Annotated in this window: 16 protein-coding genes; 7 read left to right on the forward strand and 9 right to left on the reverse strand. The window is 57.9% G+C overall.

Annotated elements, in window-relative coordinates; all coding sequences use genetic code 11:
• Positions 1-70: 70 nt before the first annotated feature.
• The 3 genes from L1A08_RS16230 to rsgA all read left to right on the forward strand — a co-directional run bounded on the left by L1A08_RS16230 (position 71) and on the right by rsgA (position 2,563).
• Positions 71-502 (forward strand): DUF2203 domain-containing protein, encoded by a 432-nt coding sequence (locus L1A08_RS16230; protein ID WP_238757496.1) that lies wholly within the window; start codon positions 71-73, stop codon positions 500-502.
• 301 nt (positions 503-803) lie between these two features.
• Complete coding sequence (locus tag L1A08_RS16235) at positions 804-1,364, forward strand: FHA domain-containing protein (RefSeq protein ID WP_238757497.1); 561 nt, start codon at positions 804-806, stop codon at positions 1,362-1,364.
• A gap of 146 nt (positions 1,365-1,510) precedes the next feature.
• Positions 1,511-2,563, forward strand: a complete 1,053-nt coding sequence (gene rsgA, locus L1A08_RS16240) for a ribosome small subunit-dependent GTPase A (RefSeq protein WP_238757498.1) — start codon at positions 1,511-1,513, stop codon at positions 2,561-2,563.
• Positions 2,564-2,636: 73 nt separating this feature from the next.
• Here the strand turns inward: rsgA and L1A08_RS16245 are convergent, their stop codons facing one another.
• The 7 genes from L1A08_RS16245 to L1A08_RS16280 form a co-directional block, all read right to left on the reverse strand.
• A complete protein-coding gene (locus L1A08_RS16245; protein ID WP_238757499.1) occupies positions 2,637-3,539 on the reverse strand; it encodes a 3-keto-disaccharide hydrolase in 903 nt (300 codons plus the stop codon).
• Positions 3,540-3,838: 299 nt separating this feature from the next.
• Positions 3,839-4,156, reverse strand: a complete 318-nt coding sequence (locus L1A08_RS16250; protein WP_238757500.1) for an ArsR/SmtB family transcription factor — start codon at positions 4,154-4,156, stop codon at positions 3,839-3,841.
• Between the two features lie 176 nt (positions 4,157-4,332).
• A complete protein-coding gene (locus L1A08_RS16255; protein WP_238757501.1) occupies positions 4,333-4,767 on the reverse strand; it encodes a carboxypeptidase-like regulatory domain-containing protein in 435 nt (144 codons plus the stop codon).
• Positions 4,768-4,948: 181 nt separating this feature from the next.
• A complete protein-coding gene (locus L1A08_RS16260) occupies positions 4,949-5,992 on the reverse strand; it encodes a DUF1559 domain-containing protein (RefSeq protein WP_238757502.1) in 1,044 nt (347 codons plus the stop codon).
• Between the two features lie 34 nt (positions 5,993-6,026).
• Entirely contained in the window at positions 6,027-6,437 is a 411-nt protein-coding gene (locus L1A08_RS16265; RefSeq protein WP_238757503.1) for a carboxypeptidase-like regulatory domain-containing protein, read from the reverse strand.
• 60 nt (positions 6,438-6,497) lie between these two features.
• A complete protein-coding gene (locus tag L1A08_RS16270; protein ID WP_315860592.1) occupies positions 6,498-7,448 on the reverse strand; it encodes a DUF1559 family PulG-like putative transporter in 951 nt (316 codons plus the stop codon).
• Between the two features lie 429 nt (positions 7,449-7,877).
• A complete protein-coding gene (locus L1A08_RS16280) occupies positions 7,878-10,643 on the reverse strand; it encodes a hypothetical protein (RefSeq protein WP_238757504.1) in 2,766 nt (921 codons plus the stop codon).
• Positions 10,644-10,894: 251 nt separating this feature from the next.
• Between L1A08_RS16280 and L1A08_RS16285 the strand changes: the two genes are divergently transcribed.
• Entirely contained in the window at positions 10,895-11,683 is a 789-nt protein-coding gene (locus tag L1A08_RS16285) for a sugar phosphate isomerase/epimerase family protein (protein ID WP_238757505.1), read from the forward strand.
• A 176-nt stretch (positions 11,684-11,859) separates the two neighbouring features.
• Complete coding sequence (locus tag L1A08_RS16290; protein WP_238757506.1) at positions 11,860-13,107, forward strand: alpha/beta hydrolase; 1,248 nt, start codon at positions 11,860-11,862, stop codon at positions 13,105-13,107.
• 113 nt (positions 13,108-13,220) lie between these two features.
• Here L1A08_RS16290 and metH read toward each other — a convergent pair whose 3' ends face one another.
• Positions 13,221-16,904, reverse strand: coding sequence for a methionine synthase (gene metH / locus L1A08_RS16295; RefSeq protein ID WP_238757507.1), 3,684 nt, complete (start codon positions 16,902-16,904; stop codon positions 13,221-13,223).
• Between the two features lie 451 nt (positions 16,905-17,355).
• Positions 17,356-18,225 carry a methylenetetrahydrofolate reductase [NAD(P)H] gene (metF, locus tag L1A08_RS16300; protein ID WP_238757508.1) on the reverse strand — a complete coding sequence of 290 codons (870 nt, stop codon included), beginning with the start codon at positions 18,223-18,225 and terminating at the stop codon, positions 17,356-17,358.
• Between the two features lie 398 nt (positions 18,226-18,623).
• Between metF and ahcY the strand changes: the two genes are divergently transcribed.
• Positions 18,624-19,952, forward strand: coding sequence for an adenosylhomocysteinase (ahcY, locus tag L1A08_RS16305; protein ID WP_238757509.1), 1,329 nt, complete (start codon positions 18,624-18,626; stop codon positions 19,950-19,952).
• 212 nt (positions 19,953-20,164) lie between these two features.
• Positions 20,165-21,418, forward strand: a complete 1,254-nt coding sequence (locus L1A08_RS16310; RefSeq protein ID WP_238757510.1) for a prenyltransferase/squalene oxidase repeat-containing protein — start codon at positions 20,165-20,167, stop codon at positions 21,416-21,418.
• Positions 21,419-21,654 lie beyond the last annotated feature (236 nt).

Genomic DNA, 21,654 nt, shown 5'->3' on the forward strand with positions numbered 1-21,654 from the left:
TGTTCAGAGGTCGCCCGGCCGCATATAATTCAGTAGATATCCCTACGTTCTTCAAGAGAAAGATTTGCTCATGAACGCCACGATGCCACAACCTGATCTTTCCAAGAAGTTTTACACGGTTGAGGAAGCAAACCGGGCTTTGCCGCTGGTCCGCGCCATCGTTCGGGACATTGTCGGACTGTATGGGGAAGTGAGAACCCGCCGGGAGCGGCTTTCGGCACTGGAACGCTCGCATATGGCCGTTCCGGAACGCTCGGATGCATTCAGCGAAGAAGTGGAAGATATGGAAAACTCGCTGCTCGAAGACTTCGAACAGCTGAAGGAATATGTCGACGAGCTGGGCAACCTGGGACTCGAACTGAAAGATCCGGAAACAGGGCTGGTCGATTTCCCGTCGATGCAGGAGGGGCAGGAAGTCCGGCTCTGCTGGCAGTACGGCGAAGATCGTGTCGGGCACGTTCACGATGTTGAACAGGGATTCGGAGATCGCCGGGCGATCTGACTGAGTCGGCAGAGTCCAGCAGATTCATTCGATATCAGAAAACGGCGTGGCGAACATTCGCCACGCTTTTTTATGCGCCATTCAAAGCGATCGCACCAGCAAGTGGTGTCGTACAAGATTGCTGGATTGGGGACGAAACATCAGGCCCAGCCTTTGGGGTGTAAACCGGACATCATGTTTCCAGGAGACATCATTTTGAATGGGCTATCAACAGAGCCTGTCTCGCAACGGGGTGGTGATCAATTCTGTTCTCTCCCTGCTTTCGGCTTTTCATTGAACCTGTAATCCGTAGAATATACAGATGGCTACGGGCCGACAGGACGACCTCGGAACATTCGCGGGCGAAAAGCAGCTTGATTTTATGTTTGGTGAACTCATACCGAGTGGCGGAGGAGATCCCATTCCGCTCTTGAAGCAGCGGTTGGTCGTCGGACGACGACCCACGTGCGACATCTGCCTGCCGTTCCCGAATGTCTCTTCGCAACATTGCGAGCTGGAATTCCGCAATGGATACTGGCACGTTCAGGATCTCAACAGCAGCAATGGCATCAAGATTAACGGTGTGAGAGAAGAGTCCCGCTTCCTCCATCCCGGCGATGAGCTGACGATTGCCAAGCACGCCTACGAAGTCGCGTATGAACCGGCAGCCGATGCACCGCCGCCCCCGGAGGAGAACAATCCGTTCTCCAAGAGCCTGCTTGAGAAAGCCGGGCTGATGTCGAAGAAGCGACGTCCCCGACCTTCGAGCAGTGGCGAGGAAGACCTTGTCGGCGACGCTCCCCGGGTGAACTTCAAGAAGAGGCCGAGACCGACCGACAACCCTGAAGACGACCAGATCCTCGGGTGGCTCGACGAAAGCTGACCGGCGGAGACTTCGTCAGAGTGGCATCGGTCGGTTGGACTGATCCGCATCACTCAGGAATGGGTTGAGATATCGCACCGCGCAAACGAAAAATTCGAGTCGACTTCAAGAAGAACCGCGGAAGGCGATCGCGCGCCGGTCATGAATTGCGGGAGGCGATCCGCCAGGATGATGTCGAACATCTGACCTCCGACGAACGCATCTCCGGCAAAGGGGGGCTGACGCGGCGGCGGACTGTGATTGCCGAAGAGAACGAAGACGGCGAACTGATCGCCAGTCTCGACGTCGATGAATCGGTCTGCCTCAAAGGGCGTGTCATCTCGATCGTCGGAGCGCACCAGTGCCGAGTCGAGACGTCGGATCATCGCATCTACGTGTGCGCGGTTCGCAAAGTCCTGCGGGAACTGGCTCAGGATTCGCGAAACACAATCGTCGCGGGCGATGTTGTCCTTTTCGAACCGCTGGGGGCTGAACAGGGCATGATTCAGCGAATCGAGCCCCGGACCAGCACGCTTTCCCGAGGGACGCAGCGAAATCAGCAACTGCTGGTCGTGAACGTCGACCTGGCGGTCATCGTCATCGCCGCGGTCTCGCCTCATTTCAAGCCGAGCCTGATCGACAGATTTCTGATCAGTTGCGAAAAAGGCAATGTCACACCGGTGATCTGCATCAACAAGTGCGATCTGGTGGACCTGCGGGAGCTCATGCCGATCATCGGCCAGTATGCCAATCTGGGCTATCCGGTTCTGACAACGTCCGCGACCACAGGACAGGGAATCGATGATCTACGCGAGTTGATCGCCGGCAACCAGACCGTCTTCAGCGGACAAAGTGGCGTCGGAAAAACATCGCTGCTCAACTCCATTCAGTCCGGGCTCGGACTGAAAACGTCCAGCGTCTCCGACGATTCCGGTAAAGGACGACATACGACTCGCATGGCCATCCTTAAGCCGCTGGAATCAGGGGGCTGGGTGGTCGATACCCCGGGCATTCGACAGCTGCGACTCTGGGATTTGATGCGGGAGGAAACCGAAGGCTACTTCGTCGAGTTCCGTCCGTACGTCCGGTACTGCAAGTTTCCCGATTGCCTGCACGTCCATGGAGAGCAATGCGGCATCCGCTCCGCCGTAGCCGCCGGCCTGATCTCATCGCAGCGATATGACAGCTACGTCAAGATCCTGACCGACGACGAGTCGTAAGACCGGAGGAAATTCAAAATTCGACTGCAGGCGTTCGGCGCCCATGCGACTGCAGGAGAAGCACGATAATGCTCTATTCCTCCTCCCCGGGAGTGGGCTGATCACTCTGCCGGGTGGCGTCCTTCTGCTGATCCTGATCCTGCTTCTGCTTCCCCTGCTTCTTGTCGGACGGCTTCCTGTCCGTAGATTTTTCGCTGGCGTCGTCGGAAGCTTTCCGTTCAGGAGAGTCCGAGAGGTCTACTTTTTCGGGTCGTTGAGCAACGTTTCGAACCCAGATATTGCGGAAGCGGACCGGGTTGCCGTGATTCTGAAAATGGATTGGAAGCGCTTCCGGGTGTTTGTTGTACTTCGGCGGGACATGCCACGCGGTGGCTCCCTGGAGGGGGACATGGTTCTGGATCAGAACCCCATTGTGGAGCACGGTCAGATAGGCCGGGGATTTGACCGTGCGATCTTCATTGAAGCGGGGAGCGGTGAAGATGATGTCGTACGTCTGCCATTCTCCGGGCGGACGGCAGGCGTTGACGAGCGGCGGATACTGCTTGTAGATCGCGCCAGCCTGTCCGTCGAAGTAGGTTTCGTTCTGGTACGAATCGAGAATCTGAACCTCGTACTTCTCCATCAGATAAACGCCACTGTTGCCGCGGCCCTGGCCCTGACTGGTCACCTCAGCCGGGGCGGCCCATTCCAGATGAACCTGACAGTCGCCAAAGACTTCTTTCGTCGTCAGTCCCTGCTTTCCGCCGGCAATGATGGCTCCGTCCTTCACGGACCAGCCTTCGGTGCTGCGAAAGGCGGAGAGATCGTTGCCGTCGAACAGCACGATCGCGTCTTCAGGAGGCTGCTCCGGTCCACCCGGCGCAATGACGTCCGGCTCTTTCCAGTTGATTCCGCTCTTCCATTCCTTGACCAGCGTTGCACCGGTGCAGACAGCGACGGACAGAACAATCATCGCGAACGAAAGCAGTCGAGGCATGAGGAATCCTTTAAGTCCAAAGGGACGTTGAAGAGATGGCAAAGTCTCATTCTAAACCGTCGCTCCCGCATGGCAAACCCGCTCCGGAGTTCTTCAGCGGCTCTTCATTCTCCAGCAGCCCAGGGAGCACTCGCCTGTGGTGTTTTTCGAGTCAACGAGGGTTGAGTAGCGTTGCTTCGAGGAGAATCGTCTGCGACCCGTGCATTTCCGTGCCGCTGCACCGGCTGCCAAGATGCTCCGCGACCTGCATGATTGAGAGGTCACAATATGTCGACATTTGCGGAAAAAAGGGGAGCTCGCTACGACGACTCATGGAAGCGCGCCTCGATGCACTTCATGATGTTCTCCAGGTGCGACTCCACAACTTCGTAGTACGCCTTCCGGCCGTCCTTCTCGCTGGTCAGAAAGCCGGTCCGCTGCATCAGGCGGAGATGTTCGGAAGCCATGTGGCTGGGGATTTCGCAGGCCTCGGCCAGCTCGCCGACCGTGAACCGCCCCTGCAGCAACATCTGAATGATCCGCAGTCGATGCGGATGGGCTAATGTCTTGAGGCACTCCGCAGCCTTTTCCATGGCCGGCAGTGGTGTCAGGACCAGGTGTTCCGCATTCTCACTCATTGTCGATTCTCACTCCTAATTCCGTGTACGATCAATCGTATCGGAAACTGTCGACATCTCAAATGAGCAGACGTTAATTTTTCGATTTCTCAGGGACAAATTGTTCAGTTGTCTGGAAGAAAAAAAGGCCGCCGAGTCGAAACTCCGCGGCCTCTGGGTGGAGTGCTGGTCGGCGATTACAGATTAAAGTCCATATTGTTCTCGCCTTTGTCGACCGTGACGGACTGTCCGCTGGAGTCGGGCGAGCGGAACTTCTCAGGAATGATGGCTGACGAATCCGGGGCCTTGTATTGACCGGCGGCTATCTGGTCCATCAATCGATCAGGATCGGTTTCCGGAGCGGCATCAGATCCCTGGGCGACAAAGCCAACGTTGTAGGAACCGACGATTGCTCGCGGAAAGGTATAAGTACCGTCGTCCCGGACCTGAGCGGAGGTCGCCGCACCGGTGTCAGGGTTAATCATCGTCATCACAGTTCCGGCAGGAGCCGGTTTCCCCTGAAGAGTGACCATGCCGGACAGAGAGCCGTATTCCCGGGGATCACTGGCTCCACAACCCGTGGCGATCCCCGCAGCGGCAAGCAGGCAGAGCGAAATCATCATTCGGGACATCGGAAATCACTTCCTCGAATCTAGTACGTTTTTGAGCAGAGACAGATGGGGACTACGTCAGCTGGTTTCCAGACAGAGACCGAAAACAAATTCAACATTCGACTGCAGGCGTTTGCAGGAGCAAACTCAGCATGGCAGAGGATTGGCGCCGATGCGACTGCAGGAGAAGCATGAAAATGCTCTAGTATTCGCCGACCGGCTGACGGTCGTCACGCAGGGCGAGTCGTTTCAGGGTGACCAGATCGACGTTGTCGCTGATAAAGGCCACGTGCCCATCGAGCAGAACGACCTGCACTCCGCCCTTGTGTCCCGACATCAGCGGATTATTGGCTCCGTGATTCTCTGCGACACCGGGCAGGGGATACGTTTTGTTGTTCGGTGCGTAGCGAATTGTTGTCAGGTTGAATTCACGACGCCGGTTTGCATCGTGATGCGTTCCCATCATCCAGCCGTGTGGAAAGCTTCCGTCCACAGAACGCGGAGTTCCGGTGGAGTCGAACGCGAAGTCAGAGCATTCACCGACGACGATGATATTGGACGTCCCGTCGACTGCTTCGGCGAAACGTCGGGCCCGTCCGCCGGTCGCGACGGAAGTTTCTCCCGTGGACCCGCCACCGGCCGGTCCAACGAGCATGCCGCCCGTCGATTTGATCCCGGTGTCAAAGAATCCTGGGCCCGAACCGCCACTGTTGCAGCACTGGTTGTGATTGTTGCCGACAACCTTGGCCTGAATCGCCGAGATCGTCGCATCATCTGCGGCCCCGGAAATCCCCACATACGACGCACGCATTGAATTCGCGCACGTGGCCGTGACTCGCTGCGGCAGCGGGGAACTGGGGCAGAGGAAGACCGAGATCAGAGTTTGTCCGTCGGTGCCAAGATTAGTGCACTGTCCGCTGTAACCCGAGTTGGCGAGGCTGAAGTCGAATTTGTCGTAGAGCGCGCTCTGTTCGACATAGGGCAGGAGGGCGGGCATCCACGAGATTCCCCATCCATTGCGGCTGTGATTACCCATCGGCAGCACGCTGTAGGTGTCATGATAGTTATGGAGCGCCAGTCCGATCTGCTTCAGATTGTTTTTGCAGGAACTGCGTCTGGCCGCCTCGCGGGCCTGTTGGACGGCGGGGAGCAGCAACGCCACCAGAATGGCGATGATCGCGATAACAACAAGCAGCTCGATGAGCGTGAACGCCGATCGGCGTCGTGATTGGTTCAGGGGAATCATGTCGAGTTCCTTCCGAAAAGAAATGAATAAATCGCTACTCCGCGAGATTGAAATCGATGGGGGCGTCCTGTCCTGCGACGACTTCTGCTTTCAGACCGGACGTTTCCGCATTGTTATAAACAGCTGGAATCTCCGACTTGATCGCTTCGAGATCTTCCGTCGAATTGCTTTCGGGAATGGTCTGCTTGGAGATGGAGACCCGATGCTCGCCGGGGACAGCTCCGTCGCCCGTTTCGAAGGTCGTCAGGGTGTAAATCCCCTCGGCATCAGTTCTGCCAGTCGCCGGACGACCGCTGTCCGGATAAAACGTGACACTGGCATCGGCTACCGGAGTTCCATCGAGCGTGACCAGGCCGGTCACGGGAACGGTGGAGGGGCGGGAATCACCGCAGCCTGCCGTAAAGAGCAAGGTGGCCAGGCACAGACTGAACACAGAATATCTCATCTTCACTTCTTCAATCAGTTGCAGGTAAAAGAACGTCACTGGGGTGCAAAAAACCGGGTATCAGAATTCGCCGATGCTTTCGCCGCCCGAGATTGTCGCCAGACTTCGATAAAGGTCATTGTCAATGTTCTCGCCGACGAATCTGACCGAACCATCCACGAGTGTGAACTGGGCTCCGCCTTTGTGTTCGCTGGCGAAACTGTAGTTGCGGGGCCAGTCTCCGATTCCATATTTGTTGGGCGGATAGTAATAGTTCAGCGGAACACCGGCTGTTGCGGTCGTCGCGTTCGGGTTCCACCACCAGGTGTGATTGCTGCCACCCGGGAGTGCTTCGCCAATCGCCAGCGTATTGCTGGTCCCGTCGGTCACATCCTTCATGAGTGTGACTGGCGAGGCGGAGTGATAGCCCGTGCGACGACCGATTAAGCCGTTGGGACCATCCAGTCCGTTGGGCTGATTCGGGTTGCGGCGACAGGTCACACAGACTACGCCAGTGTGATCGCCCCAGTTCCAGTTGCTTCCTGCGACGGCTTTGTAGTTATTCACGCCGTACGACGTCCCGGCGGACGGAGCATTGGCGCGGTTGGGGAGCAGGCCATTCTGCTTGAGCGGATCCGACGGACAGAGATAGGTCGCGATCGCAGTCTGTGCGGCGGCGTTATTGCCGGCGTCGGCCAGGTCGACATCGAAATTGATCGTGTCATACAGCGGTCCCTGTTCCATGAAGGGCAGCACGTAGGCCATCCACGAGAATCCCTCCTGGGTCCCTTCATTGAAGTTATGGTTCACCGTCCAGTTGATCGGGAACATGCTGTGCGTGTCGTGGTAGTTATGAAGAGCCAGTCCGAGTTGTTTCAGATTGTTCTTGCAACTACTGCGACGAGCCGCTTCCCGGGCCTGCTGGACGGCCGGGAGAAGCAGGGCGACCAGAATCGCAATAATCGCGATCACGACGAGAAGTTCGATAAGTGTAAACGCAGAACGACGGGGCAAAGCAGGACCATGTCTCATGGAAATTTCCTCTGCTGTGAAAGGACAATTTCGATGAATCAAGGCAAAAGGGAAGCGCTCCGATCCAATTCCCGGATCAGGTGGTATGAGCGACGCACTGAAGTGCGGCTATGGGAGTGGCGGAGAATCTCTTTCGACTTAAAACATCTAAAACCATGATGTTTCAGGAAGGAGCCCCGCGAACGGGTGCCATCCGGTCCTCACGGGTGGGAGTCCACTGCCGTGTGGTAGAAACAACAACGTAAAATCAAAGGAAGAAAATGACCGAAGCCAGATTGATTAAAGTGCTGTTGTGATTCGTGGCGAGCGGCCGCCCACAGCTGTTAAAAGATCAGCAATGTGTTGTGGGACCCCACGCCTTGATCCCTTGAAAATGACATAACTCCCTATTTATGTCAACTGCTGCTTATGCGTTTTCAGCGGAATTCGTCAGTTCTCCGCAGTCCCGGTTTCAGAGGCTGGCTCCGTGGTCTCGGCTTCAGGTGCCTGATCCGTGATCGCGTTCTCCAGAATCCTGATGACCTGATCCTCCTTGAGGATTTCGTTGAGCGAGCGGTTCCCGTTCTTCTGTTCGGCTCGCAGCCACAGATCTTTGGACTGCAGGGTGTCAAAGTCGGGAATCAGGTAGCGGGTCTTCCGCGACTGGCCACTGACCAGGCCGGTCATATTGCGGGTGAGACGACGTCGGCCGCGGATGAGCAGATTGCAGCGGAAGTCGATGACTTCTGCCGGACTGGTCTCGTTGGTGACGATCTGCTCAACCATCACGCCGCCATCCGGCAGTCGAGTCAACTGGATGTCCATGTGCACGTCGCCGGTGCCGACCTGATAGTCCCGATAGACGCGGAAGGGGAAGCTGAGACCAGATCCGCCAAGATCGAACTCGAAGGCGAGCATCTGTTCGCCAATCGCCGCCTGGGAGGGAAGTTTGATCGTGAGCGGAATCTCGATCTGTTCTTCGCGACCGGCGCCGACCGTTACCTTTTGCGGCTGGATGTCCCAGCCATAACTCGAAATGACTGACATCGTCCCCTGAACATTCCAGGGAAACGTGTTCGTCAGTTTCAGGGTATCTTCGTGTTCGGCCGAAGAGCTGGCAATCTGCCCCTTATCGAACGACGCGTTCATCCGCCAGCGGGCGAGTTCGAGAGAGCAGCCTGTCAGGATGGTCGGCACCGAGGTCACTTTGATCGTCTGCCTGCCGTGCTGCGGCGAACCGTGCATGCGGATCTGGTCGCCCCAGACATCGTTCCTGACAACGTCGTCGCCGAGATAGATTTCTTCTTCGACCGGCTCGTCATTCCAGACCACGATTGCCGCATCGTCCTTGCGGAGAAAGACATGGTTGGTACTGCGGTTCGGCATCTGAAAAGAGCCGACATACTGGCTATGGTTCAACGCCAGAGAGACCGTTCGCCAGGGGAGAAAGAGATCGGTCGGAGAGCCATCCGGATTGAGCAGACCATATTCCGGATCGAACACTTCATGAGCAAAGATGACATCGGCTCCGGTCCGTTTGGCATCGATCATGCGGCGGACAAGATTGTTGGCCCGATCATTCGGGTCACTGTCCTCGGTCCGACGATCAGCTTTGACCACGACCCAGGCTTCATAGCCTTTGTCCTGAATGTCACGGACGTTGTTCGTCATCGCCTCGAAACTCTGATCTTCGTCAAAGGTCAGCGTCAGAAAATTTCGGCTGATGGCGGTGTTGCTCGGCACGGCCGAGTCAACATTCCAGCGGACCCCGAGCTGGCGAATCTGTCCAATCCGCTGGAGCTCTTTGCGGATCGTTTCGACGGTTGCAATGAAATTGGGCATGCCGACAAAGCTCGAATCCCGATCGTCGCCAAGTTGCCAGCGGGTAACGGTTGGGGAATAGGTCGCCATGACCTGATTGGCAGCTTCCCTCCAGACGATGGGCGGCGCGGTGAACAGTTCGCTGATCCCGGTCCAGTCCTCGGCGAATTTGGCGCGGATGTCTGACGGAGGATCGACCAGCATTCCGATGGGAACAATGGACTGGTTGCGCAGTCCCGTCAGCAGGTGGCCCCGTTCGCTGGCCAGCTGCGGAGAACCATCACTCCAGACGGGAGTCTTCACCCAGTTGATTCCGGACTCCCGTGTGATCGCCAGCATGTCTTCGGGCCCGATGCGATGCGGTGCACCAGAGAGGTTCCAGCCGAACTCGCCCGAGGTTGGCGAGGCTCCACGCAGGTTGAGTACCGCAAACGACGTGTATCGGCTGACGATCTCTTCTCCATTCCGTAACAGCATCGCTCGAACGCGATAATAACCCGGCGGATAAACGGGAAGTTCCCAGAGCGTTCGACCTCGCTTCTCATCCGTTTGGCCGGAAAGTTGGCCTTCGATCTTTGTGCTCGTCCGATCGATAATGGTGCCGTAGACGTCTTCCGATTGAAGTCTGAGTTCGTAGTCAAACTGCTGATCGGCGTGCTTTTCATCCAACCCGGTGGCGTACGACTCGATCGTGATCTCCGCCCGGGCCTGACGAAAATGTGTTTCGAAGTTGCTTGCCAGGTTGAGCCGTGGGAGTTTGCCGATGCGGATCTCGTCGAACCAGGCTGACCCGGAGATGTCATTCTGGCTGCTCGGAACCAGGTGACAGCCGATGACGACAAAGCAGACACTCTCGGCCGGCATGATAGGATCGAGCCTGAGTGACTGCCATTCTCCGTGGCTTCCCGACACCGGGGAGGACAGGACGCGGTGAATTCGCTGCTTGCGATGATTGAGAAACGAGAACGACACGATGGCCGCACTGTGCCTCAAGCCCTGCGTGCGAATCGAAGCGCTCATCAGGTAGGAGTGCTCCGCATCAACAGGTAACGGCGGCGAATAGTAGGCGGCACTGCTGCCGTTGGCGTCGATCCGCAAACTTCGACTGCCAGAATTGGCTCTGGCATAGTCGATCTCGGCATTCACGTAGCCACGGAATGCGGTTCCTTTGCGGCGAATCCAGTCGTCCGGTTGCCGATCGAAATCCCGGTCTTCTTCCCGCTCAAACGAGAAATTGGCGATCGGGATCGCGCCGTTCATTCGCTGGCTCGACGCGGGCGTCTTCTCGTCCACGGACGCTGCAAATCCGTTCTCACAGACGATGAGCGGCAGGAGCGCCAGACAGCAGGTCTGGAGCAGCAGCCAACAGATCGTTTGTGGGGAAGGAAGCTTCATCGTAACACTCTGGCCAGCCGGGGATTGAGCGTGGAGACCCGAACCGGCGTGGCGGTTTCCTTAAGAAGTGACTGTTTTCCTGATCTTCTCCTCTATAAAATCGTCGCATTCCGTGAGTCAGAATGGCCGAAGTCGAATCGAACCGGCTGTAACGATTGTGCCGATGTCGGGTTTTGTCGTGATCGATCCCTGTGATTCGTCAATGCGTCCGCGTCGAGTCCCGAACCTCCAGAATTCTCCGAAAACAGTTCATGTCGACCCGATTTTCCGTCAGCACCAGCTCTCTCGAAATGCCCCTGCGGCAGGCGATCCGTACTGCTGCCGAGATGAAGTTTTCGAGCATTCGCTGCGATGTCCGCACTGAGTTGAAGCCTCGAGAACTGACCCAGACCGGGCGACGAGAGTTTCTGCATCTGCTGAAGGAGTTCGATCTTCAGCTGGCCGCCCTGAATTTCACTGTGCGCCGGCCGTTCTATGAACAGGAGGAACTGGATGCCCGTGTGGCGGCGACACGGGAAGCACTCGAACTGGCCGGCCAGCTGAAAGTGCGGCATCTCTGCCTGCGAATCGGTGATATTCCCGAGCAGGACAGCCCGAACTTCGGCATCTTGCAACAGGCGATCGAGGATCTCACGCGGCATGGGAATCACGTTGGAGCCGTGCTCACGGTGATCCCGGTCGGACGCACGCTGGATGGGCTGCAGCAGTTTTTGTCGACGATCCGCTCCGGCCCCATTGCCGTGGACTTCGATCCGTCCCGGTTTCTGCTTGGCGGACAGGATCCCGTTCAGGCGTTGCGGAATCTGCATCAGTATGTGGAACAGTTTACGGCTCGGGACGCGACTCGCGACTTCGCCGGCGGCGGAGAAGAAGTTCCGCTGGGCCGGGGGGAAGTTGTCTGGGATCAAACGCTCGCCACGCTTTCGGAAGTCGGCTATCGCGGCCCGATCCACGTCCAGCGGACGACCGGCTCCAATCGCCTGAAGGATTTGGCAAACGCCGTCGCTTACCTGACTCGCGTCAGTGGAGAAATCTGGTAGCACGTGGCCCCGGCTGAGCATCGTTGTGGAATTGCAGTTTCTGCAATTCCATTCTGGCGTTGACGATTTTCGTGCCATCGTCAAACCTTCGCACCCCCTCCTTTCCTCCTCAGCGAAGTGCCTGTTCCCGCACGTGCTCTCATTTTCGTCGTCATCCAGCCCTCTGTGTGCCGCCCATGAGAAGTCGTATTCCTCTCCTTGCGCTGACCGTATTGATCTCGGTTCCGTTTTTCCACGGCTGCCAGCAGTTCGATGAAAGCGGCGAAACGATGAGTCTGGCGCCGTCCCGCGATCGCAAGTCGAAATCGTACGACATTGTGCGGGTTTTCTACGGGACCAATCGAACAGCTACCGGCGATTCCCGCTGGAATCGGTACTACGGAAATGAACCGGGCGAACTGGAGTACGGCGTTTGCGAAGTCAGCATTCCGCGATCGCACCGGTACGGCGAGATTGAACGTCCCAGCATCTGGCGACTTGAATTCGAGGAATCCGCCGATAAGCACATCCTGCTTCAGAATATCGAACCCCGGTCCGAGGCCGACTTCGTCACCGAACTTCAGCACGACGTCGGGCGTTCCCCACTTCGCGAAGCCTTTGTCTTCATTCACGGCTACAACGTGACTTTCGCCCAGGCGAGTTATCGGGCCGCTCAGATGGCGCACGACCTGCGATTCTCCGGGCCGCCCATTCTCTACAGCTGGCCCTCGCGTGGAGAGCTCTCGGGCTACGTAGCCGATCTGAGCGCCGCCGACGGTTCAACACAGCACCTGAAGACATTCCTGGAAAGGGTGGCCCGCGATTCCGGAGCGGACCGCATTCATCTGATCGCCCACAGCATGGGCAATCGGGTGACGACCGAGGTTCTCAGTAAACTGGCCGATGAAGGGGCCTGGAACCGCATTCCGCGCTTCAACCAGATCATCCTTGCCGCTCCTGATGTCGATGCCAGCACCTTCAAGCAGGAGATCGCTCCCCGGATCGTTCAGGGCGGAGAGCGGGTCACGATTTACGCCTCGGCTCATGATCGAGCATTGCAGGCTTCGCGACTTGTTCATCGCAGCTGTCGCCTGGGGCAGGGGGGTGAGAATCTCACAACCTTCCCCGAGTTGAGCATGATTGAAATGGTCGATGCCACCGGAGTGGACTTCTCGTTCTTTGAACTGGGACACGCCGAGTATGGAGACGCCCTTCTGTCTGACGTGAAGCTGGCTCTTCGCGGCTATCAGGCCGAGCAACGGGGCCTCGAACCTCTTCCAGTCGGAGCCGCGTGGCGCGTGCCGCCGGCCAATCGCCGCCCCAAGCCTGAGTCGGAACCGGGTATCGTTGTCGTAGCGAAAATGGAGACCCCGGCCGAGGAGCCGGAGGTTGTCACGCCGACAGGCTTCTGGAGCTATCTGAAAAGCCTCTGGCCGTTCCAGTAGGGGCTGAGGTGCGGACGCGTACTGGGTACCGCCCGCAGAATGCGGTCTCTGTTTGCTGAGCTGCGGAATTCTCCTGGAGCCATACCACTACTGGAGTGGGGTCGGGCGATGGGTTATCCGAGGATTGGCGAGAGCCATCGGCGGGCGTCTTCCAGAGGCATTCCGATGCGATCGGCGTAGCTGACGAGCTGTTCTTCGGTGATCTGTGTAACCGAGAAGTACCGGGAAGCCGGATGGGCGAAGTACAACCCGCTCACTGAAGAAGCCGGCCACATCGCCAGCGAGTCCGTCAGAGTGATGCCGGTGTTCTCGGTGGCATCGAGCAGCTCGAACAGCCGCGTTTTCGGCGTGTGGTCTGGACAGGCGGGATACCCGAAGGCGGGGCGAATGCCGCGATACTTTTCGGCGATGAGCTGCTCGTGATCGAGGCTCTCCTCCCGGCCGTAACCCCAGTCGCAGCGGGCGACCGCATGCAGAGCTTCGGCAAACGCTTCGGCCAGACGGTCGGCGAGCGCTTTCAGCATTATTGACTGATAATCATCGTGCTGAGCTTCGAACCGGGCCAGTTGCTCTTCAATATTGATCCCGGTCGTCACTGCGAAGGCTCCGAGGTAATCGAGCCGGCCGGAGTCGACCGGCGCGATGTAATCGGACAGGGCGCGGAATTCCGTCTGGCCCTTGCGTTCCCATTGCTGACGGAGCATCGGAAACCGCATGATCTCCTTGCGTTCCGCCACAGCCGTGGGATCGTAGACGATGATGTCGTCTCCCTCGGAATTCGCCGGCCAGAACCCATAGACGCCATTCGCGGTCAACCACTTCTCGGCAATGATCCGATCAAGCATCTCGTTCGCTTCATCAAACAGTTTGCGGGCTTCTGTCCCGACGACACTGTCGTGAAGAATCTTCGGGTATTTCCCGTGAAGGGACCACGTCTGAAAGAACGGCGACCAGTCGATGTATGGACGGACCTTTTCGAGCGGATAATCCGGAAGTTGCTTCAAGCCGAGGAACTCCGGAGTTGGGATGTCGACTTCGGTCCAGTCGGTGGCAAAGCGGCGCTTGCAGGCATCCTCGTAGGAAGCGAGCTTGCGTTCCTGCAGCTTGCCATACGTATTGCGGTCCCGCTCCTGGGCGGCCCGATTCTTTTCTTCGAAGGCTTTGCAGCGTTCCGAATCGATCAGCGATTCGACCACCGGAACCGACAACGAGGCATCGCCGACATGAGCGACGATCTGGCTGTAGTTCGGGGCGATTTTGACCGCGGTGTGCTTGGCCGATGTCGTTGCTCCGCCGATCAGCAGCGGTGTCTTCATGCCGCGACGTTCCATTTCCTTCGCGACACTGACCATTTCGTCCAGCGAGGGCGTAATCAGTCCGGACAGTCCGATGACATCGGCTCCGATCTCGACCGCTTTGTCGAGAATCTTGTCGCCGGGAACCATTACGCCCAGGTCGACCACCTCGAAGTTATTACAGCGAAGCACGACCCCGACGATGTTCTTGCCGATATCGTGGACATCCCCTTTGACAGTGGCGATCAGAAAGACGCCCCGGGACGTTGCTCCCGACTCGGCTTTCTCCGCTTCCATGTACGGTGTGAGATACGCGACTGACTTCTTCATCACGCGGGCCGACTTCACGACCTGCGGCAGGAACATCTTTCCCGCCCCAAACAGTTCGCCGACGACGCTCATGCCGTCCATCAATGGGCCCTGAATCACTTCCAGCGGGCGGCCGTACTTCTGTCGGGCTTCTTCGGTGTCTTCGTCGACGTAATCGGTGATTCCCTTCAGCAGAGAATGAGCGAGCCGCTCTTCGACGGTGCCGTTTCTCCACTCGGCGGCTTTCTTCTCCGTGGTTCCACTCTTTTGCTCTTTGATCTTCTCGGCGTATTCGATCAACCGCTCGGTGGCATCGTCCCGGCGGTTCAGAAGGACGTCCTCAATATAGACGAGCAGTTCCTTGTCGATCTCTTCGTAAACTTCCAGCTGGCTGGCGTTCACGATTCCCATGTCGAGGCCGGCGTTGATCGCGTGGTACAGGAACGCCGCGTTCATCGCTTCCCGAACGACATCGTTGCCGCGGAAGGAGAACGAAACGTTGCTCACGCCGCCGGACGTCTTCGCGCCGGGACATTCCTGCTTGATCCGCCGGACCGCTTCGAAGAACTCGACCGCGTAGTTGTTATGCTCGTCCATCCCCGTGGCGACGGTGAGGATGTTGGGATCGAAGATGATATCTTCCGGCGGGAAGCCGACTTCTTCGGTCAACAATTTGTAGGCCCGCTTGCAGATTTCGACTTTGCGGTCGGCGGTGTCGGCCTGCCCCTGCTCGTCGAATGCCATCACCACGACGGCTGCGCCGTACTTGCGAATGAGTCGGGCCTGTTCGAGGAAACGGTCGACGTTGTCTTTGATGCTGATCGAGTTGACGATCGGCTTACCCTGGACGCACTTGAGGCCCGTCTCGATGACGTCCCAGTTCGACGAGTCGATCATGATCGGCACCGGGATGTCGCCGTCATCGCTGATCAGCCACAGGAACTTTTCCATGCAGGCGGCTGAGTCGAGCAGACCTTCGTCCATGTTGATGTCGATGATGTTCGCGCCACCCTCGACCTGCTCGCGGGCCACACTGAGCGCTTCGTCGTAGTTCTCGTCGCGGATCAGTCGGGCGAACTTGCGCGAACCGGTGACGTTGGTCCGTTCGCCGATCATCAGGAAATTCGAATCGGTTCGCAGTTCGCAGCGTTCGAGCCCCGCATACGATGAAAGTGTGCCGATCCCCTGTGTAATGCGAGGTTTCAGCCCCCTGGTTTGCTCACCGATCTTGTGGATGTATTCCGGCGTGGTCCCGCAACAGCCGCCGACGAGATTGACCCAGCCGTTCTCGGCATAGGCGCGAAGTGTCTCCGCGACCTCACTGGGGTTGGAATCGAATCCGCCCATTCCGTCCGGCATCCCGGCATTGGGATAACAGCTGATGGGACAGCTGGCGAGCTTCGACATCGCCTCGACATAGGGCCGCATCTGTTTGGGGCCGATTGCGCAGTTCAGCCCGATGCTGAAGAGCGGGAAGTGAGCGACCGAGGTGTAGAACGCTTCGACCGTCTGAGCCGTCAATGAGCGACCGGTGTCGAAAATTGTTCCTGAGACCATCACCGGCAGCGTGATGCCCCGTTCCTCGAACACCTGACGAATGGCGAACAGACACGACTTCATGTTGAGCGTGTCGAACGAAGTTTCCGGCAGCAGGATGTCGGCTCCGCCATCGATCAGACCGCGAACCTGTTCGGCGTAAGATTCGACCATCTGATCGAACGTGACGGGCCGTGTTCCTGGATTGTCGGCGTTCATGGACAGCAGGAACTTCGTCGGGCCGATGCTTCCGGCCACGAACCGCGGCTTGTCGGGATTCTTGCGCGTGAATTCGTCGCAGGCCTGCCGGGCGAGTTTCGCCGACGCGGCATTGATCTCGTGCGTGAGATGTCCCAGGCCGTATTCATCCTGATTGAGGATGTTGGCGTTAAACGAGTTCGTCTCGATGATATCGGAACCGGCATCGAGATAGCGGCGATGGATATCGAGAATCATCTCCGGCTGCGTCAGGCAGAGAATATCCGTCGCGTTCTTCAGATCGGTCGGATGATTCCTGAACCGCTCGCCCCGGAAATCGGCTTCGGTCGGCTTGGAATCGAGGATCAGCGCCCCCATCGAACCATCGAGCAGAAGAATCCGATCTTCGAGAAGGTTGTTGAGCAGGTCGTGCGTCGAATTGATACTCGTTGAAATCATAAGAGGATCAGCAACTCCGTAGGGGTTCGTCGATCGCGGTTTTGCGCCGGCGGGGCCACTGCTGGCTGGTCCGGCAGTGGTGTTTCGTTCTCGATGCATCCGGATTGATGTTACGCCGGACCGATTTCGGATTGGCCGAAAGCGTATCGCGCTTCAGTGAGCCGGTCTGGTTCGTCTCTCGGAAAATGCAGCCCGTCGGAAACCACTCGCCCCCTTGGGGAAGAGGGCCACGGTGAGGGAGAAATGCGGGTTCCATGCTTCGCAGGCCGTTTATTCGAACCTGAAAAGGAACGTCGCTGGTTAATCGCCCCCTCATCCGCCCTTCGGACACCTTCTCCCCCTCAAGGGGCGAAGGCGCATTCTTCGATCGAAGAACCGTTTACCCGGGGATCATTTACCCCGTTCGCCGGACAGCACACGATAACGATTGCGGCTGCAGATGGAAACGGGTCTACAGCTTCAGCTCGGAGAGGATTCGCTGGCAGGCTTGCGACTTATTCAGCGCGTAAAAGTGAATCCCGGGCACCCCTTGATCCAGCAGCTCCTGACACTGTTCGACGGCATGTTGAACGCCGATTTCGAGTTGCGCCTCCGCATCGTCCTGGACGGCTTCCAGCTTGTGCGCGAGCCCTGCAGGGAAGTCTGAACCGCACATCGCCGAGATCCGGCGGATGCGGGCGAACTCTGTGATCGGCATGATTCCCGGCACCAGCGGGATTTTGCAGCCGGAAGCGTCGTAACGTTCCCGGAACCCGAAGAATCGGCTGTTGTCGAAGAACAATTGTGTGAAAGCAGCATCCGCCCCTGCGTCAATTTTTCGCTTCAGATTTTCCAGATCAAGATCGGCGGACAGGCACTCCGGGTGCTTCTCCGGATAAGCCGCCACGCCGATGCCCATTTCCGGATGATGCTCCCGGATCAAACTGACCAGCTCGTTGGCGTAGGTGAGCCCGCCTTCGGCTGGTTTGAACGTTTCCTCGCCCTTGGGGGCATCGCCCCGGAGAGCCATGATATTCTGAATGCCCGCTTTCGAGGCCGCCGTCAGCCAGTCGACGAGTTCCTCTTTTGAAGAACCGACGCAGGTGAAGTGAGCCGTCGTGGGGATGTCGTATCGCTCCTGAATCTGTTGACACAGATCGATGGTCCGAGTTCGCGTGCTGCCTCCGGCTCCATAGGTGCAGGAAATGAATGCGGGCTGGTGTTCCCGCAAAGTGTCCAGTGTTTCGATCAGCAGTTCGTCGCCGCGAGGAGTCTTCGGCGGGAAGATCTCAATCGAGATAACGGGCTTGGAGGACTGGAATAGCTGGGGGAGAGGAATCATACGGTCAACTCAGTGCGACGTTCCGCCGCATCTTGATGGTACTCAATGTTTTACCGACAACAGATTCGCGAAAAACCGGCGGGGAAAATCGCAAATCCGACTTGTTATGCCGACTGCGATCTTCTATCGTTACGCGGATTCAGAAAATTCTGGAAGAGTGTATCAATTCCTCGTGCTGAGACGAGAGACACGCCGGGCCAATCGTTGCGGTTTTGACAGTTTTCGACAAGTGATAGTCGCCCGCCCTTCTGAGAACAATGGCATTCCGTCGGACTCCACCCTGCTGGTGGTTGTCCTTTCCGAGATGCCCTGATTCCTTTCCGGGACGTCGAATGATCGTCGTTCCGCCCTCTGGACCTGATTTCTGACTGCCCATTTCCCGACAGGAACATTCCCTCATGTCAACAATCGAACTTCTTCCCTACAAGGTCAAGGATCTGGCCAAAGCTGAGGCTGGCCGCAAAGACATCTCACTGGCAGAAACCGAAATGCCAGGCCTGATGTCGCTCCGCCGCAAGTACGGGGAATCGAAGCCGCTGGCCGGGGCCCGCATTGCCGGTTGCCTCCACATGACCACCCAAACTGCCGTGCTCATCGAAACTCTGGTCGCCCTGGGCGCGGAAGTTCGCTGGTCGAGCTGCAACATCTTCTCGACACAGGATCACGCTGCCGCCGCCATCGCCGCTGCCGGGATTCCGGTCTTCGCCTGGAAGGGCATGAGCGAAGAAGAGTTCGACTGGTGTATCGAACAAACCCTGTTCTGGCCGGACGGCAAAGCTCTGAACATGATTCTGGACGACGGTGGCGACCTGACCGCCATGTGCCACAACAAGTACCCGGAACTGCTCAAGGACATCCGCGGGCTGACCGAAGAGACCACGACCGGCGTTCATCGTCTGCACCACATGCACAAGCAGGGCAAGCTCGGCGTGCCGGCCATCAATGTCAACGACTCGGTCACCAAGAGCAAGTTCGACAACCTCTACGGCTGCCGCGAATCGCTGGCAGACGGCATCAAGCGGGCGACCGACATCATGGTCGCTGGCAAGGTCGTTGTCGTCTGTGGTTTCGGCGATGTCGGCAAGGGCTGTGCGGACGCCATGGACGGGCTCGGTGCCCGCGTGATCGTGACCGAGATCGATCCGATCTGCGCTCTGCAGGCCGCGATGGAAGGTTTCGAAGTCACCACGATGGAAGACGCTGCCTCGCGCGGCGACATCTTCGTCACCACGACCGGCTGCTGCGATGTTATCCGTGGCGAGCACATGGACGTGATGAAGCACGAAGCTATCGTCTGCAACATCGGGCACTTCGATTCCGAAATTCAAATTGCTTATCTCAACAACCGCAAGGACATCGAGAAGCAGTCGATCAAGACTCCGGCAGACGAAGGTGGACCGGTTCACCGTTACGTCTACCCGGACGGCAAGGCCATCCTCGTGCTGGCGGAAGGTCGCCTGGTCAACCTGGGTTGTGCCACTGGCCACCCATCGTTCGTGATGTCCAACAGCTTCACCAATCAGGTGCTCGGCCAGATGGCTCTGTGGAGCGAAACCGACAAGTTCGAAGTCGGCGTCCACGTCCTGCCGAAGGAACTGGACGAGGAAGTTGCCCGCCTGCACCTGGATAAGCTCGGCGTGAAACTGACCAAGCTGACCAGCGATCAGGCTGAGTACCTCAACATTCCGGTTGAAGGTCCCTATAAGCCGGAATACTACCGCTACTAAGATGCGGACTGTGTAAATCGAACGAATGCCATGGCCACGCTCTTGCGTGGCCATGTGTCGTTTTTGGGGCATGAGGCCCGGCTTCTGGGGCACGCTTCGGTTCTGTGAAGGATGTGGGGCGAAAAACGATCTTCCCTGCCAGATCCGCTGGGGATCAGATACAATCACTCATCCACGGAAGAGACGCCGGATAACTTCTTCTGGAGTACGCGATGCGCATGATGACGAGATGGATGCTGGCTCTGGTTGGAGCAGGACTGTTCGGGCTGCCCGTCATGGCGGACGAAGCCGCCGTGGTCGACGAGAAGCCGAAAGGCCCCGAGGCCAGGTTCGGCGTCGCTCCTCCGGCCGAGGATTTCATTCCCGACGAACTGCAGGAACCGGTCTCGGAGGAAGAGATCAACGCTTCGATTAAGCGGGGCGTCGACTATCTCCTGGCCGATCAGAACGCAGACGGCTCCTGGGGCTCCGCGACCCGAACGAAGGGGCTCAACATCTACGCTCCGATTCCAGGGGCCCATCACGCCTTCCGGATGGGAACGACCGCGCTGGCTCTGGCCGCGCTGCTGGAACTGGAGCCGCAGTTTCCCGAGACGACCGAAGCGATCGATCTGGCCGAAGGCTTCATGATCGAGAAGCTCCCGTATCTCAGGCGAGCCGATCAGACCGCGATCTATAACGTCTGGGGCCACGCTTACGCCCTCATGGCACTCGCCCGGATGCATGATCGAAATGCCGACGATGAGAAGATGCAGTCGCAGATCGCCGATTTGATCAAGCAGCAGTTCGACATGCTGACCCGGTATGAATCCGTCGATGGGGGCTGGGGCTACTACGACTTCCGTTACGGAGCCAAGCGGCCTTCCAGCGATTCGATCAGCTTTGTCGCCGCGACCGTGTTGGTCGCGTTCAAAGAAGTGAGTGAGCGTGGGTTCGAACCGCCGGAAGCGGTGCGGAAACGAGCCATCGCCGCGATTGAACGTCAGCAGAAGAACGATTTCAGTTACCTTTATGGCGAGTATCTGAAGTACTCCCCGGTGCATCCGGTCAACCGCCCCGGCGGCAGTCTCGGTCGTTCACAGGCCTGCAACCTGGCGCTGCGGATCTGGGGCGATGAAGAGATCACCGATGAAGTTCTGAAAGAGTGGCTTGAACGGTTGATCGTTCGCAACGGCTGGCTCGATATTGGGCGTAAGCGTCCGATTCCGCATGAATCGTGGTTTGCTGTCGCCGGCTACTTCTATTACTACGGCCACTTCTATGGCTCGATGTGCCTGCAGGAACTGCCGCCAGAAGACCGGGCTCAGTTCGCTTATCCCCTTACGCGAATGATGCTCGAACGTCAGGAGAAAGACGGCTCCTGGTGGGACTATCCGCTCTACGATTACCACCAGCCGTACGGAACCGGGTTCGCACTGATGACGCTGAACCGGTATCGCGTGGAAGCCGAGACGGCGTCGGAGTAGTTACTGCTTGAACAACGCCCGCGTCCCTCTTTGTTCCCTCGCCCCCGTCGGGGGAGAGGGTTAGGGGGGAATGCGGGTGACCTGCTCCTTAGGCTGTATGATTCCACCCGAGTGGTCCGTCGCTGGGGGACTTGAGCGGGATGGAATTCCGCTGCGTCTGTGAGCTGCTTCCTGTGGCTTGGAATGTGGGATCTATTGGTCAGAGGGTTTTCTGCCACTCAACGACTGTCTCATTA

The sequence above is a fragment of the Rubinisphaera margarita genome, assembly GCF_022267515.1.
In the GTDB taxonomy this organism is placed as follows: domain Bacteria; phylum Planctomycetota; class Planctomycetia; order Planctomycetales; family Planctomycetaceae; genus Rubinisphaera; species Rubinisphaera margarita.